Genomic DNA, 14,818 nt, shown 5'->3' with positions numbered 1-14,818 from the left:
ATTCTTAATAATTTTTTTTCCAATTGACGGGGGTCATTTAGGTTTTTGCAATTCATATTTATCTTTCATGTGTTTTACAAATTATGTTTAACGTCCACATTTTGTTTGACATAATTACTGACTAAAACAAATTGTTTAATTAAATCATGTAATCATGAAAACACTAATTACTTTTTTAAGAATAATGGTTTTTATGCCATTCATATTTATTTGTTCCAGCCAGACCATTAACGCACAAGGCGGCAATGGTGGTGGCGGAAATGGTGGCGGCGGCGGCGGCGGAAACGGCGGCGGCGGCGGTGGTCATGGTGGCGGTGGTCACGGTGGCGGTGAAGGTGAAACTGGTGGAAATAACTTATCATTTCCAGTGATCTTTGCTGACGGAGGATCAAAAGTTTTACCTGGCACATTAGGACAGTATTCACTTGAAGGGGTATGGTGGTATGTTTGGGGTGAAGACCCTATTGACCCACAGGCACCTCTTTATAGTTGCGAACCGCTTGATAATACTAGTGGTAAATGTATGGATGGTTCAACTCCTGGCGACGGTAACTCTATAGTGTATAAAGCTTATGTACAAAAAGACTTGAAAAATGTCTGGCAGGCGTATAATGCGCCGGTACCAGCTGGAGAAACTCTGAATGTTGATTGGGTTGACTGGGGTGATAACCTGGAGTCTATAGCCTGGAAAATCAATTCGAAGGTAAGGACAGAAATGGTTTTATATGAAGATATTGATTCCGTGACTCAATTTAGCATGCGGCATGTTGATAGTTGGGGTATTGACGAAGTTCATGGTTTACAAGCCACACTTGAAGATGAGCCAGTATATGGTCCAGGAACACAAGCGACTGTTTTTACTCCAAATGCCAGATTTACTATTCAAAAGTTAAATTATAAAAGAGAAAGTATTGATCCTTCCAGACTTATCTGGGTACCTGAAACCGGATGGACAGAAGCAGCTTCTGAAAACGTTGATATTATAAATGAGCCCATATTTAATCAGGCTGTTTCTGAAGCAGGCGATGGTCCTGCATACTTTAATGCCGAAATTAATGTAAAAGGTAAAATTATGTTTGGATATACCTGGGACGTGAATAAATTGAATGAAGGAGAAGGATATTATAGAATTACCTTCAGTTTTGATGAAGGTGATGAAGCTATAGGCACTGCTAAATTTGATGAATTTACACAGATAATCGTACCAGAAGAAGAGGAAGGTGAAGAAGAGTCAACTGAAATAGCAAAAGTTACTGAAATTACCGAGGAGGGAGGTCCTGGTAATGGTGGTGTTGGTATTTTGGATCCAGCTAATAATCTAACCTATATGGATATACTTATTGGTGAAGATGTAAGCGATGAACTTCCTTGGGTAGCGGTAACCGGTTTAGAACTCATTGATGCTGTTAATGATGTATCTCTCGGTGCACTTACTAATGGCATGACCATAAACATCAATGAGCTTCCAGTTTCTAACCTTAGCGTTGAAGCTTTAGTAACAAAAGATGTTGGCAGTGTAAAGTTTGATCTAAATGGACCGCATTCCACTTCAAGAACTGAGAATGTTGCCCCTTATACGCTTTACGGTCATAATAATGGTGACTACTCTGGCAACGACTTCACAAAAGGAAATTATAATCTCACTGTGACGCCTTACGCTGAAGACGACCTCTCTGGTGAGGCAGGAACAGCATTAAGCATTTCGTTTGAGCTAATATCTGCTCCTCCAGATGGTGATAAAGCAGGAAATAACTTGTCATTCCCTGTTATTTGGGCTGATGGTGGTTCAAAAGCTTTACCTGGCACCATGGGAACCTATTCTCTTGAAGGCGAATGGTGGTATGTTTGGGGTGAAGACCCTATTGACCCACAAGCACCGCTTTATAGCTGTAAACCAGATGAAAACAATAAACAAAAATGTGAAGACGGCTCTAATCCTGGTGATGGAAACTCCACAGTATATAAAGCCTATGTACAAAAAGATTCAAAAAATGTATGGCAAGCCTATAATGCAGCCGTACCAGCAGGAGAAACCCTAGATATTGATTGGGTTGACTGGGGAGACAATCTTGAATCTTTAGCCTGGAAACTTAATTCAAAGGTAAGGACAGAAATGGTTTTATTAGAAGATATAGATTCTGTCACACAATTTAGTATGCGCCATGTGGATAGTTGGGGTATTGATGAAGTTCACGGATTACAAACCACATTAGATGATGAACCTGTATTTGGTGAAGGAACTCAGGCAACTGTTTTTTCCCCTAACGCCCGATTTACAATTCAAAAATTAAATTATACAAGAGAAAGTATTCCTCGGGATAGACTCAAATGGGTACAAAAAATTGGTTGGACAGAAAAGGAAAATGAAGTTTATGACATTATAAATGAGCCAATATTTAATCAGGCTGCATCTGAAGCTGGCGATGGTCCTGGATACTATAATGCCGAAATTAATGTAAAAGGGAAAATCATTTATGGATATACATGGGACGTAGGTAGTTTGAATGACGGAGAAGGATACTACAGATTGACCTTTAGTTTTGATGAAGCTACTCCAGGAATAGGAACTGCTAAATTTAGTGAGTCAACACAAATTATAGTTCCTATTGAGGAAGAAACTACTCCAGAAGGTAAAACTGTCGAAGACGGACCTGGTGGAGGTGGTATTGCTATTATGGATCCTTCAAATAATCTTACTTATATGGATGTCCTTATTGGAGAGCCTGGAGGTGAAGCATTAAGCATTAAAAATTCTAAAATTGTAAGCTTTAGAATGTATCCAAATCCAACAACATCAAGTAAAACTGTTAACATTCAAAATACAACCGGAAATCTGGTTAATATTTATAATATGCTTGGTCAAGAAGTGTTTAGAACAAAACTTAATAACTCAAATGGAATTCAAACACTCAACTTAAGTATGTTACAATCAGGTTTGTATTTTGTTAAAGTCAGTGATGGTCAAAATACTTCAGTAAAAAAATTAATAGTGAAGTAACCAAAGTATAATAACTCTGAAAAGAAACTTAATAGTTATTATTTAAATGGAAATCCTGACAGATTTAAAATCTGTCAGGATTTTATATTAGAACGACCTCTTATTGGCTGTTGATTAACAAAAATAAATCCCATACTGACTAATATCATCGTCTAAGTTTCTGATATAAAATAAATTAGTTGAATAATATAAATTTTTTTATCATGTCTTATAAACTTAAAATAACACTGTTCATATTATCATTAGGTGTGATGCTTTTAGTTTATGCTGTATGGTATAAATATGAGTATTCCATGGACAAAGTTGAAACAGTTCAATTTAATTCTCCAGATCTGGATCTCAAATTACTCATAGCAACACAAGGCAGTGCGTTTAAAAATGAAATTACTTCTAACATTACTGATCATTACAAAAAGGATTCTGTTTATATAAAAGTTATTGACGTGTCTCAACTGCCAGAAATTGATCCAATAGACTTTAATGCTATAGTGATTATTCATACCTGGGAAAATTGGAAACCACCAAAAGAAGTGCAATCATTTTTAGAACAAAACATGTCAAATCAAAATAAGATAGTTGTATTAACCACTTCAGGAAAAGGATCTTTTAAAATAAAGGAAATTGATGCCATTACTGGAGAGTCAAAATTAGAAAACACCACATTTTATGCTAATTTAATTATTAAAAAATTAGATGATCTAATAAAATAACCTTTAGCTATGATTAAAAATTTAGAGCCTTCAGAATGTATTAAAATCCTTAAGCAGAACTATATAGGTCACTTGGCATATATCTTTCAAAACAGACCATTTGTAATACCTATAACCTATTTCTATGACCAAAAAACAAATACGATCATTGGGTATTCCAGCGAAGGACACAAAACAAAAGCTTTACGCATACTAAGCGCTGTATCCATTGAAGTTTCAGAAATTGAATCCGTAAATAACTGGCAATCTGTTTTGGCCCATGGTAAGTATGAAGAACTTAATGGGAGCCAGGCAAAAGCATATCTTCACAGCTTTTCTGATGGCATTAAGGATATAATCAGACAAAAAGAAGAAAAAAACCCACAATCCATCAGTGACTTTTCAAGTAAAATTTATGATGAGGAAGTTCCTGTGGTTTTTCGCATAAGCTTAGATGAGATAACAGGAAAAGAAAGAAAACATGTCAATAGCCCATTGTAATAATAAAAGTCAATTAAATTTCTCTTTTTAGAAATCCAATCTTGAGTTTACTAGACAGGTTAAAATGAAAAAAAGTTAATAAAACCCCGTCTGATTTAAAATTGATTGATACATATCATTTCTGATATTTTGATAATAATTTATCTTAGAAATCAATTAAAAATATAATATTATGAAAACAGATTTAAAAATAAAAGAAGATGTTCTTGCGGAATTAGCATGGCAACCTGATATTGATGAAACTCAAATAGGTGTTATTGTAAACGATGGTGTTGTGACTCTTAAGGGAACTGTAGATTCATATACTAAAAAATTGGCGGCAGAAAAAGCGGCAGGTAACGTATATGGCGTAAAAGCTGTTGCTGAAGATATTGAAGTTAAATATACTTCTACTAAAGGTAAATCAGATACAGAAATTGCAAAAGCAGCAGTAGAAGCCATAAAATGGAATGCTTCAGTACCTAGTGATTCGGTTAAAATTAAAGTAGAAGATGCCTGGGTATATTTAAATGGAGAAGTGTCTTGGGAATATCAAAAAAGAGCCGCAAAAAGTGCTGTTGAAAAATTATATGGTGTGAAAGGAGTAATTAATAATATTACTTTACAGAAAAGAGCTCAACCCATAGAAATTCAAGATAGAATTACAAAAGCATTTGAAAGATCTGCTGCCCTTGAAGCTAAAAACATTAACGTTGAAGTAGATGGACATACTGTTAAATTAACTGGAACGGTCCACTCACTGGCTGAAAAAGAAGAAGCTCGTAAAGCTGCATTTTTTGCACCAGGTGTTACTAAGGTTGAGAACCACCTTATTGTAGATTATTATCCGGAATACGCATAATAACTTAGACTTAATTTAAAATCTTTAAAGCCCTGAAAAATCAATCTTTCAGGGCTTATAAAACAAAAATTATAATCAGTTAAAATTGTATATCAATTAGTTAGCGTGATGAAATTTACAAAAGCTTTAATCATGACATTCATAGCAACAATATCAATTCTTTTATTAATTAACTTTATTCTTCTCATTTTTAGTGTCAATAAGAAAACAAGGTCTTAATTAAACTTGTGAGAAAAATAAAAGTAATTTATTTCTAATACCCTAACTTAGCTTTTGGAGCGGGTAATTCCCATTTTATAATTTCCTTTAAAAATTCATCAACCATTTCTACAATTAATTTTTCAGTAATCTCTGCAGGACTAAAAACGCCCAGTTCCAAGCTACTATCTTCAATAGAAATGTTCTCTATTAATGGAAATAAAATAGTGATACGTACGTTGCCATTATAAGATTCAGAAAAAACCAACGCCCCTCCTTGAATAAACTGGTAATTTGGCATTTGATTAATCTTTTCCGCCAATTCAACAGGAAATGATTCAAATGTAATATTAACTGCCTCATTAGTACCAATCCAATTAAGTTCTTGAACACGCCAGCCAATAGCATGTTTATCTACAATATTCTGTAAAGTTTTAACCAAAAAAGATTTAATTTTTGTTTTCCAAAGAATCTTCTTCTCAATAACAGTTTCAATGGACTTTTTATAATCAGTGATTCGTCCCTCTAAATGTTCTGTTTTCATTCCTATTTATCTTTGTTCATTTTCTTTTGTTGCTTTTTCTCCTCGCGCTCTATTTTCTTAAAATAACTACGCGTGAAGAAATTATGTTTAAACGCCTCCATGTTTTCATTAAACTTAGAGGTTCCTTCATTAATATTTTGAATGGTTTGCTCAAGATTCTTTACAAATTCTTCATCATTAGATAGATAATTTAAGGCTCCATTTCCATCTTTGATATTTAATAATGTTTCATTTAAATTGGAAAGGACCATTTTAATATCATTGCTGGATTCATCTAGATTTGTAATTATTCCTCTCACTTTTTCGGCTTCAATGGAGTCATTGAAAATCAAACCTGCAATACTGTTATTTAAATTAATGGAGTCCACAATCTTATTGATGCTTTTCATTGTTCTATTGGCTTCAATACTGGTGAGCTTGAGGTTATAAATGGTTTGCTTAATATTATAGGATGCAATAGTGTCGTTTATTAACATGCCTAGTGTGCCTTTACCATCAGTAATATTATTTGCAATATCCAATAATTTAGCAGTCAATAAGGCAGCATTTTCATTAGTAACATTTAAGGTACTTAACATTTCATTAGTTCCGATTTTTGTGTAAGATTTAATCACATCTCCAGCCACCACTACCCGATCATCCCCTTTTCCAGGAATAATATTCACTATCATATTACCCACTAATCCGTCTGTACCTATAGTTGCAATGGCGTCCTTTTTAATATGAATTGCCATATTTTCATCAATAGCCATACTCACACTAATAGTAGAATCATTTACTATAGTGATAGTTTTTACACTCCCCACATTAATTCCCGAATAGCGCACATTATTTCCAAGTTGTAACCCATTTACATTATTGAAATTGGAATTAATTATAAATGTTTTGGCAAACATATTTTGACGACTGCCAATAAAATAGATAGCAACGACAAGAATAAGGAGTCCAACTATTGAAAAAATGCCTAGCTTTAATTTTTCACCGATCGTTTTTTTCATGACAACTAATTTTTATTGCTTAAAAAAAGCTCTTACTTTTTCATCTTTTGATTGGGCCAGTTCATTAAATGTCCCTTCAGCATAATTAATACCATCCACTAGTAAAATCATGCGTTCTGATACTACTCGTGCACAATCAACATCATGTGTTATAATGAGAGCCGAGGTTTTATATGTAGCTTGAATACTTCGCATCAGTTCAATTATTTCTTTTGCGGTAATAGGATCTAATCCACTTGTTGGTTCATCATATAAAATTATTCTTGGTTTTAAAATAAGTGTTCTTGCCAGTGCAACGCGTCTTTTCATACCGCCGGATAATTCTGAAGGCATTAAATTTATGGCATGCTCCAACCCTACGCTTTTAAGCGCTTCTATAACAATTTGAGTCGTATCAGAAATAGTACCAAATTTATGTTTATGCCTTCTTAATGGAAATTCCAAATTCTCCCGCACGGTCATAGAATCATACAAGGCACTTCCTTGAAACAAAAACCCAATTTCCGTACGCAATTCATCTAACGCTGTTTGCCTTAATTTTGTAATATCTTTACCCATTACCATAATACTTCCCGAATCAGGTTGCATCAGGCCTACCAAACATTTGATCATAACCGATTTTCCTGAACCAGATTTTCCCATTATTACCAGATTTTCACCTTCAAAAAGACGCAGATTAAAGCCATTAAGTACATGGTTGTCACCAAAACTTTTCCGTAAATCTATAATTTCAAGCATCAATTTCTTAGTGCCTAATTCCTTATTATCCATTAATATGTTTTGGGTTTGTTCCATAATTATATTTCAACAAAAATGTCAGTTATAAAAACCGCAATAAAGTCAAGAATAAATAATAACATTGAAGAAAACACCACTGCTGAATTAGCAGCAAGCCCAACACCAACGGTCCCTTTGTCGCAGTAATACCCCTTAAAACAACCCACAAGACCGATAGCGAATCCAAAGAAATACGTTTTAATAATAGCTGGAATGAGATCACCAAATTCAAGAGAATCAAATACTTTATTAAAATACAATAGGAAGGATACTTCTCCTTTAATGTTTTCAATAATATAGGAACCGTAAAGAGCAATCGCATCTCCCATTAATACTAAAATAGGCAGCATGAAAGTAGCTGCCAATACTCTGGTTACTACCAAATATTTAAAGGGATTGGTGCCAGATACTTCCATAGCATCAATCTGTTCAGTAACGCGCATAGAACCCAATTCAGCACCAATACCAGAGGCTATTCTTCCTGCAAAGGTCAAAGCTATAATAACAGGTCCTATTTCTCGAATTATTGAAATACTGACCATGGACGGCATCCAGGATTCTGCCCCAAATTCTTCAAGTGTCGGTCTTGTTTGAAGCGTCATTACTAAACCAATGATAAAACCTGTGATACCAACTAAGAACAAAGATTTGTTACCTATATAATAGCATTGCCTTAAAAGTTCTTTAAACTCAAAAGGTTTACTAAAAACTTCTTTAAAAAAGCGATGGGCAAAAAAAGTAAGTTCACCAATCTCAATAAAAAAGGATTCTATTTTAGATGAAATAAACATAATATGCACATTAATTAAATATACAGCAACTATGCATTTTTAGAAATGATATTAATCATCCTAAAATTGTCTAAAACAGAATCCTACTTTATTAAAAATGAGTGCCTTAAAAGATTATTTAAATTATAATTATAAGAAAAAGGAACTTCAAATTCGAATTTAATCCGAGAGACTTTAGTGTATATCCGGTTGACTTATATCATCTTAAAACCTAATAAATTCAACTACCTTTAGTATTAAATCATTCAATAACAATGAAAATTGGACTGGTATTATCAGGTGGCGGTATGCGCGGTGCGGCTCATATAGGAGCCATTAAAGCCCTTGAAGAATATAATATATTTCCAACACACATTGCCGGCACTAGTGCCGGTGCTATTGTAGGTGCTTTTTATGCATATGGCTACCCATGGGAAGATATTTTGAAGTTTTTCAAAGAAATTAACATCCTAGATATTAAAAAATTTGCTTTAAACAAACCTGGTTTTATAGACACTGAAAAATTTTATTCAGATTTTAAAAAATATATAAAAGAAGATGATTTTTCCTGTTTAAAAAAAGAGCTGAGTATTACGTCAACCAACATATTAAATGGGAAGTTAGAAGTTTTTAGTCAAGGAGAACTTATCAGACCCATACTCGCCTCAGCAGCTATTCCCGGTGTATTTACTCCCGTAAAACTTAATGGGAATTATTATATAGATGGTGGATCAATTAATAACTTTCCTGTGGAATTATTAAAACCGAAATGTGATAAAATCATTGGTGTTTATGTTAATAATCTGGATTCAATTAACTTCAAAGATTTAAAATATTCACACAACGTCATAGAAAGAGCTTATTCAATTAAATCTATAAGAGAAGATCAAAAAAAATTTGATGATTGTGATCTGGTTGTGGCACCTAATGGATTGGGTAAATACGGCGTATTTGACAAAAAACATGTAGAAAAGATATTTTTAATAGGTTATGAAGCGGCGAAAGATGCCATGGCAGCAAATAAGGATTTTAGAGTTAACCATTTTTAAAATTGATGATTATCATTTAGTATTTTCAGTTTTGTTTTTAGCTTTACTATCATCATAAATCTAATAATCATGAAAAATAGCAAGGATATTGAATTTGTAGATAAAATCATTAAAGCGCTAAGAAAAACTGCCGTTGAGTTAGAAGAATTTCAGGTAAAAGCAGCTTTAGGAAAAGCAGAAGCTCAGGATAAGTATGAAGAGGTTAAAAAGAAATTTAACCAGTTTATTCATGAGAGTGAGTTTAAAATTGAAGGTATTAAGGAAAAAATTGAAGAGCTTAATGCCAAATTTGATGAACTTAGAGTGCAATTGGCTTTAGGTAAAGCAGAAACTAAAGAGATTTTTAAAAAACAAAAAAAACAATTGCTTACCACCTTACATGATATTGAAGTTAAAATTAAAACAAATGAAACTTTAAATAGAATGTACGCCTTTACCCTCATTGAAATTGAACAGTTTAAAATTCAACTAGAAATTTTAGAGCAAAAATTTAACAAGGATAAAGGAAAAGCTACAGACACTTTTGAAAAAGGAAAGCAAGACTTCAATTCTTTTATTGATAAGTTTAAAGGTAAATACGCCAAGAAAAAAGAAGAAACAAAATTAGAGCATTTTCAAAATGAAATTTCTGAAGCATTTGATCATTTCAAGAAAGCCTTTTCTAAAGCTTAAAGAATTAAATTTATTGCAAAAAAAGTACAATTAAAATTGTACTTTTTTTTGTTTAAATGCTTGAGGTTATTTAATAATCATAATCTCCTTTTTTTATATTTGAAAGCATACCAAACCCCAAAAATACAGCTAGGGTAAAACTGGTGATACCTAATATAGAAACACCTTTCAATAGCGGCTGTATTTCAAATATTATAAATAAGGAAGCAGACAAGATTAGAGCGACCATTATGGAAGCAGCAATCAATTGTTTTGTTATTCTTTGCAAGGTATGAACCATTGGATCTATGCCTTGATGTGTTAAATCTACTTTTATTTTACCTGAATTTATTTTACGTATGGCATTTTTTAGATCTGAAGGAAAATCTTCCATATAATTGGTAAGCTCTAATAATGAATTGGCCACTTTTTTACCTATCATTAATGGATTGTATTTTTGAGAGGCACTTTTTTTTAGGTAGGGTTTCACAATTTCAAATTGCTCTAAGTTTGGATCTAGCTTTTCTATTACTCCTTCAATAGTGACTAACGAACGTGCAAAAAGGAAAAAATAAGTAGGCACTTTTAATCCATGGGCAATGATAATATCTTTTAGTTCTAATAAAATGGTACTCATCTCATTTTCATGAATATCTCGCACGTAATATTTTTCTAGAAATTCATTAATATCAAACTCTAAATCTCTCATATTGGCTATTGGGGCATTATTGGAAAGTTGTTGTAAAGCTTTAATTACTTTTCTGACATCTTTATTGGTGATAGCGATAAATAACCTTCCAAAAATAGATATATCTCTAGGTAACATACTTCCCATCATACCAAAATCCAGATAACAGATATGACTATTGGGAAGCACTAATAAATTTCCTGGATGCGGATCGGCATGAAAGAAACCATATTCAAAAATTTGTTTGAAATAACTGATTGCAAGCCTTCGGGCTATAACAACCGTATCAAATTTGTTAGCTCTTAAATCTAAAATCCTGTCAATTTTAATGCCTGAAATAAATTCTAATGCTAAAACTTTTGAAGTAGTATATTCTTGATAAACTTTTGGCGCATGGGCAAATTGCTCAATTGTAGTATCATTTTCAAGATTATTATAAAATCGTTGAACGTTGATAGATTCATGAATAAAATCTAGTTCCTTTAATATAGAATTTTCAAAATTTTTAACCAGTCCAATTGGATCAAAGCTTTTTATTGAGGGTATCCTTTTTTCTAATACATGTGCAATTTTATACATCACTTTCAGATCCTCTGTAATAACATCATATATTCCGGCACGTTGAATTTTTAAGGCAACACGGTCCCCACTATGTAAGGTAACTCTATGAACTTGAGCCATGGACGCCGACGCAAAAGGAATGGGCTCAAACCACGCAAACAGGGTCTCTACTTTATCTTTTAGCTCTGTTTCTACGACTCCTTTTGCCTCAATTTCAGACATTGGTGGCACATTATCTTGTAATTTTTCTAATTCAAAGGTTAATGCCAAGGGCACCAAATCTGGTCTGTTACTTAAAATTTGACCAAATTTCACGAACGTAGGCCCTAACTCTTCACATACCAATCTCATTTTCGCCCATTTACTATATTTAGTGACGGCTTTTCTGGTAGAAGAAGGAATTAATTTATGAATGAAGGTATATTGTTTATTTTCCTCAAGATAATTGACCAGATCTTCAAAGCCATATTTTAGTAATACTCTTAGAATTTGATTATATCTAGAGATAGATTTAATTCTTTTGTGAATATCGTTAAGAATGCCCATGTTTTAAGCTTCCAATTTGTTGAGTCTTGCTTCTAATAATGCAACCATTTTTTCAAGAGTATCTACTCTTTCATTTAAAGCCTTAATTTCATCTAAATGGGCCACATTTATTTTTTTATAGAATTGAGCAACCAATTCTTCTATTTTGTCATAGAGTTCTTCTTTAAGTTCATTGGTTTTTAAAATAATTTTATCTACAAATTCAATTTCATTGCCATTTTCGTCCAACTCAGTTTCAGACATCACTCTATTAATATTTTCTTTTCCTTTTTCTGAAAGCTCATTAATCTTATCCAAAAAATGAGTGTCTCTAGCTAAAAAATAAATGCTAGAACTTAAGGTAAGTAACTCCAATATTGTCTTAGTTTTCATAACCTGAACATTTAGCTTAATCCAATACTAAATATATTATTAAATATGCTGGTTCTAAATGATTAAAATCATTTAGAAAGGCATTCTAATGCTTTATTTTTAGGTGTATTTCAAAATAAAAAATTAAAGCCATGAAATCCCATCCAATAACAACATTAATGACAAAAAATGTGGTTTGCGTTTCCCCAGAACAACAGCTTTTAGATGTTAAACACATTTATGAGAAAAAGAACTTTCACCATCACATTCCAGTGGTGAAAAATGAAAAATTAGTAGGAATGGTAAGTTTGGTTGATTTTATGTATAACATTGCTGGTGGTGGTATGGATGACGATTACAAGATTTATAAAGAGCTTAAAGTTAAAGATATCATGACCTCAAAACCATTTTCTTTAACTACTGAGGCTTCTGTTGAAGAAGTCGCTCAAGTTTTGTCTGAAGGTAATTATCATGCCATTCCAATCCTTGAAAATGATAAACTGGTAGGCATTGTATCAACTGCCGATGTTATAAAGTTTTTCCTTATGAAAGCCTAATATAATTAATTGGAATCCTACTAATTGATGCTTGTTGAATAGCTTTTAATTCCTCTTCCATATTGATAACTATCATTTCAATATTATAGCTTCATTTATAATTTTAGTTTTAATCAATTAAATTAAAAGGTATGAAAAAATTATTGGTATTGATCAGTATTCTAATTGTTGCAATTAGTTTAAAATCTTGCAGCTCCAGTGATAGCGATGAGATTCAATATGAGGGGAACATTATAGGTAAATGGCGATTAAGTCAATTATTTATTGATAATGTAGATCTACAAATTTCTGAATGTGAAAAAAAGATGACCATTGAGGTATTTGAAAATGGTACATATATTGAAAATGACTATTTATATAACGATACAGATACGGAATGCATACTCTATGATGTTGTCAATGGTACATGGGAAAGTTTAGGTAATTCTAATTATAAAATGTCTGGTTTAAATACTTCAACTGTTAAAGTCACTTTTCAAGATGACAAAATGATCGCTGAATATTCTGAGGCAAATGATGGGATCACCTTTTCAATAAAAACAATATTTATTTCTGATAAAGCCTATGTTCCAGATAAAATTATTGGTAAATGGGAACAAGACCAGGCATTTATTGGTTCAATTGAAATAGAGGTCTCCGAATGTGAAAAAATGGGAAGCGTTGAATTTTTTGAAGATGGTTTTTTCGAAGAAATCTCATTTATGGACAATAGTGAGCAAACAGAATGTATAGAACTGCCTTTAAAAACAGGTATGTGGAAAAATATTGGAGACTCATTGTATAAAATTTATGGTATCGGTGTAGATGGAGAAATTAAAATAACCTTTGAGAATAATAAAATGTCTGTAGAATTTTCAGAAGAAATAGAAGGCATTCTAGTAACTCTCAAAATTGTTTTTATTAAAGTGACCACCTGATGCTAGTTTTTCAAATAAAATAAGCCCGTTATAATTATTTAAAAGTCGAAATTTCATTTCGGCTTTTTTTATATCACATGATAGAAACTAAAATCACTTTCAATAAAAGTTGCCTTGAATTGATTCTAATCATTTCAAATATTTTCATCAAAAATTACTTTTAAAGACCTAATTAAAACGAGTCTTATGAAAACCACATTATATATCCAAAACTTAAAATGCGAATATTGTGATTCAATCATTTTAAAAATGCTCTCTAAACTTAAACATATATCCAATGTTTCTGTTAAACATCAATATGCTACTGTAACATTTGAACATCAATCAGCAGCTGATGTCATACAAGTAAAAAAAACACTTTCAAAAATTGGTTATCCACCCTTTGGTGATAAAAATAATATATATAGAAGAGCGAAATCATATTTGAGAAAAGCAGTTAATCAATACAAAAATTAAATACATATGGAAACACTTCAAGAACAAGAAAAAGTAATTTCAATTCCAAGAATTGGAGATAAAGCGCCCGAATTCAGAGCCATTACTACACAGGGCATCGTTAATTTTCCTGGTGACTACAAAGGTAAATGGGTGATTTTATTTAGTCATCCCGCAGATTTTACACCTGTTTGCACCTCTGAATTTATAACATTTGCAAGTCTAGAATCTAAGTTCGCCAAAGCCAATTGCAAACTGATAGGACTTTCAATTGATGGCTTATACAGTCATATTGCCTGGTTAAGAACCATTAAGGAAAAAATTAAATTCAATGGCATGAAAAACGTTGAAGTAAAATTCCCATTAATAGAAGATATTACTATGGAAATTGCCAAAAAATATGGTATGATTCAACCTGGTGAAAGTAAAACACAAGCCGTAAGAGCCGTGTTTTTTGTGGATCCAAAAGGTATAGTAAGAGCTTTAATATATTACCCTCTTAGTTTGGGTAGAAATTTTGATGAGCTTTATAGGGCCTTAATTGCCATGCAAACGTCTGATAAATTTGCCGTGGCAACCCCTGCCGATTGGAAACCTGGAGATGATGTTATTATATCGCCTGCGGGTTCATGTGGCGTGGCTGAAGAACGCATGACCACTAAAAATGGATTAACTTGTGATGATTGGTTCTTCTGTACTAAAAAATTAGACAAGAATGCTATTTTAAGTGAGTTAATAAAAAATTGA

General features: G+C 32.5%; 16 protein-coding genes. 10 read left to right on the top strand and 6 right to left on the bottom strand.

The annotated features are described in order from the left end of the window. The first annotated feature begins 154 nt into the window (after positions 1-154). The 4 genes from V8G56_RS10070 to V8G56_RS10055 all read left to right on the top strand — a co-directional run bounded on the left by V8G56_RS10070 (position 155) and on the right by V8G56_RS10055 (position 5,029). A complete protein-coding gene (locus tag V8G56_RS10070) occupies positions 155-2,998 on the top strand; it encodes a T9SS type A sorting domain-containing protein (RefSeq protein ID WP_395438322.1) in 2,844 nt (947 codons plus the stop codon). Positions 2,999-3,201: 203 nt separating this feature from the next. Then, on the top strand, positions 3,202-3,708 hold the full coding sequence (locus V8G56_RS10065) for a hypothetical protein (RefSeq protein WP_395438321.1): 507 nt from the start codon (positions 3,202-3,204) through the stop codon (positions 3,706-3,708). 9 nt (positions 3,709-3,717) lie between these two features. Then, positions 3,718-4,188, top strand: coding sequence for a pyridoxamine 5'-phosphate oxidase family protein (locus V8G56_RS10060; protein WP_395438320.1), 471 nt, complete (start codon positions 3,718-3,720; stop codon positions 4,186-4,188). 172 nt (positions 4,189-4,360) lie between these two features. Continuing rightward, a complete protein-coding gene (locus V8G56_RS10055; RefSeq protein WP_395438319.1) occupies positions 4,361-5,029 on the top strand; it encodes a BON domain-containing protein in 669 nt (222 codons plus the stop codon). 253 nt (positions 5,030-5,282) lie between these two features. On the opposite strand, the gene V8G56_RS10050 is transcribed toward V8G56_RS10055, so the two are convergent. The 4 genes from V8G56_RS10050 to V8G56_RS10035 are packed head-to-tail and all read right to left on the bottom strand — an operon-like array spanning position 5,283 to position 8,337. Beyond that, positions 5,283-5,771: a hypothetical protein gene (locus V8G56_RS10050; protein ID WP_395438318.1), complete on the bottom strand. Its 489-nt coding sequence runs from the start codon at positions 5,769-5,771 to the stop codon at positions 5,283-5,285. Between the two features lie 2 nt (positions 5,772-5,773). Next, a complete protein-coding gene (locus V8G56_RS10045) occupies positions 5,774-6,769 on the bottom strand; it encodes an MlaD family protein (RefSeq protein WP_395438317.1) in 996 nt (331 codons plus the stop codon). Between the two features lie 12 nt (positions 6,770-6,781). Beyond that, positions 6,782-7,564, bottom strand: coding sequence for an ABC transporter ATP-binding protein (locus V8G56_RS10040; protein WP_395438316.1), 783 nt, complete (start codon positions 7,562-7,564; stop codon positions 6,782-6,784). A 2-nt stretch (positions 7,565-7,566) separates the two neighbouring features. Beyond that, positions 7,567-8,337 (bottom strand): MlaE family ABC transporter permease, encoded by a 771-nt coding sequence (locus V8G56_RS10035; RefSeq protein WP_331630241.1) that lies wholly within the window; start codon positions 8,335-8,337, stop codon positions 7,567-7,569. A 254-nt stretch (positions 8,338-8,591) separates the two neighbouring features. On the opposite strand from V8G56_RS10035, the gene V8G56_RS10030 reads away from it, so the two are divergent. Both V8G56_RS10030 and V8G56_RS10025 read left to right on the top strand, forming a co-directional pair. Beyond that, positions 8,592-9,365 carry a patatin-like phospholipase family protein gene (locus V8G56_RS10030; protein ID WP_395438315.1) on the top strand — a complete coding sequence of 258 codons (774 nt, stop codon included), beginning with the start codon at positions 8,592-8,594 and terminating at the stop codon, positions 9,363-9,365. A gap of 69 nt (positions 9,366-9,434) precedes the next feature. Continuing rightward, entirely contained in the window at positions 9,435-10,037 is a 603-nt protein-coding gene (locus V8G56_RS10025; RefSeq protein ID WP_395438314.1) for a hypothetical protein, read from the top strand. Between the two features lie 70 nt (positions 10,038-10,107). Here V8G56_RS10025 and V8G56_RS10020 read toward each other — a convergent pair whose 3' ends face one another. Then, positions 10,108-11,811: an ABC1 kinase family protein gene (locus tag V8G56_RS10020; RefSeq protein ID WP_395438313.1), complete on the bottom strand. Its 1,704-nt coding sequence runs from the start codon at positions 11,809-11,811 to the stop codon at positions 10,108-10,110. Between the two features lie 3 nt (positions 11,812-11,814). Next, positions 11,815-12,183 carry a hypothetical protein gene (locus V8G56_RS10015; protein ID WP_331630233.1) on the bottom strand — a complete coding sequence of 123 codons (369 nt, stop codon included), beginning with the start codon at positions 12,181-12,183 and terminating at the stop codon, positions 11,815-11,817. Between the two features lie 131 nt (positions 12,184-12,314). Here V8G56_RS10015 and V8G56_RS10010 point away from each other — a divergent pair, with 131 nt between their 5' ends. The 4 genes from V8G56_RS10010 to V8G56_RS09995 all read left to right on the top strand — a co-directional run bounded on the left by V8G56_RS10010 (position 12,315) and on the right by V8G56_RS09995 (position 14,818). Beyond that, positions 12,315-12,719 carry a CBS domain-containing protein gene (locus V8G56_RS10010; RefSeq protein WP_395438312.1) on the top strand — a complete coding sequence of 135 codons (405 nt, stop codon included), beginning with the start codon at positions 12,315-12,317 and terminating at the stop codon, positions 12,717-12,719. A 131-nt stretch (positions 12,720-12,850) separates the two neighbouring features. Next, positions 12,851-13,636, top strand: coding sequence for a lipocalin family protein (locus V8G56_RS10005; protein ID WP_395438311.1), 786 nt, complete (start codon positions 12,851-12,853; stop codon positions 13,634-13,636). Between the two features lie 186 nt (positions 13,637-13,822). Then, complete coding sequence (locus tag V8G56_RS10000; RefSeq protein ID WP_395438310.1) at positions 13,823-14,092, top strand: heavy-metal-associated domain-containing protein; 270 nt, start codon at positions 13,823-13,825, stop codon at positions 14,090-14,092. Between the two features lie 6 nt (positions 14,093-14,098). Then, on the top strand, positions 14,099-14,818 hold the full coding sequence (locus V8G56_RS09995) for a peroxiredoxin (protein ID WP_395438309.1): 720 nt from the start codon (positions 14,099-14,101) through the stop codon (positions 14,816-14,818).

The organism is Gaetbulibacter aquiaggeris, from assembly GCF_044003965.1.
In the GTDB taxonomy this organism is placed as follows: domain Bacteria; phylum Bacteroidota; class Bacteroidia; order Flavobacteriales; family Flavobacteriaceae; genus Yeosuana; species Yeosuana aquiaggeris.
Note: the sequence above shows the minus strand (reverse complement) of the source record. Positions and strands in the feature narration are given on the sequence as shown.

Excerpts from the sequence above, each read along its gene's own strand:
- V8G56_RS10020 (WP_395438313.1), bottom strand. The coding sequence starts at position 11,811 with ATGGGCATTCTTAACGATATTCACAAAAGAATTAAATCTATCTCTAGA.
- V8G56_RS10060 (WP_395438320.1), top strand. The coding sequence starts at position 3,718 with ATGATTAAAAATTTAGAGCCTTCAGAATGTATTAAAATCCTTAAGCAG.
- V8G56_RS10065 (WP_395438321.1), top strand. The coding sequence starts at position 3,202 with ATGTCTTATAAACTTAAAATAACACTGTTCATATTATCATTAGGTGTG.
- V8G56_RS10000 (WP_395438310.1), top strand. The coding sequence starts at position 13,823 with ATGAAAACCACATTATATATCCAAAACTTAAAATGCGAATATTGTGAT.
- V8G56_RS10055 (WP_395438319.1), top strand. The coding sequence starts at position 4,361 with ATGAAAACAGATTTAAAAATAAAAGAAGATGTTCTTGCGGAATTAGCA.
- V8G56_RS10010 (WP_395438312.1), top strand. The coding sequence starts at position 12,315 with ATGAAATCCCATCCAATAACAACATTAATGACAAAAAATGTGGTTTGC.
- V8G56_RS10070 (WP_395438322.1), top strand. The coding sequence starts at position 155 with ATGAAAACACTAATTACTTTTTTAAGAATAATGGTTTTTATGCCATTC.
- V8G56_RS10005 (WP_395438311.1), top strand. The coding sequence starts at position 12,851 with ATGAAAAAATTATTGGTATTGATCAGTATTCTAATTGTTGCAATTAGT.
- V8G56_RS10035 (WP_331630241.1), bottom strand. The coding sequence starts at position 8,337 with ATGTTTATTTCATCTAAAATAGAATCCTTTTTTATTGAGATTGGTGAA.
- V8G56_RS10045 (WP_395438317.1), bottom strand. The coding sequence starts at position 6,769 with ATGAAAAAAACGATCGGTGAAAAATTAAAGCTAGGCATTTTTTCAATA.
- V8G56_RS10025 (WP_395438314.1), top strand. The coding sequence starts at position 9,435 with ATGAAAAATAGCAAGGATATTGAATTTGTAGATAAAATCATTAAAGCG.
- V8G56_RS10015 (WP_331630233.1), bottom strand. The coding sequence starts at position 12,183 with ATGAAAACTAAGACAATATTGGAGTTACTTACCTTAAGTTCTAGCATT.
- V8G56_RS10030 (WP_395438315.1), top strand. The coding sequence starts at position 8,592 with ATGAAAATTGGACTGGTATTATCAGGTGGCGGTATGCGCGGTGCGGCT.
- V8G56_RS09995 (WP_395438309.1), top strand. The coding sequence starts at position 14,099 with ATGGAAACACTTCAAGAACAAGAAAAAGTAATTTCAATTCCAAGAATT.
- V8G56_RS10040 (WP_395438316.1), bottom strand. The coding sequence starts at position 7,564 with ATGGAACAAACCCAAAACATATTAATGGATAATAAGGAATTAGGCACT.
- V8G56_RS10050 (WP_395438318.1), bottom strand. The coding sequence starts at position 5,771 with ATGAAAACAGAACATTTAGAGGGACGAATCACTGATTATAAAAAGTCC.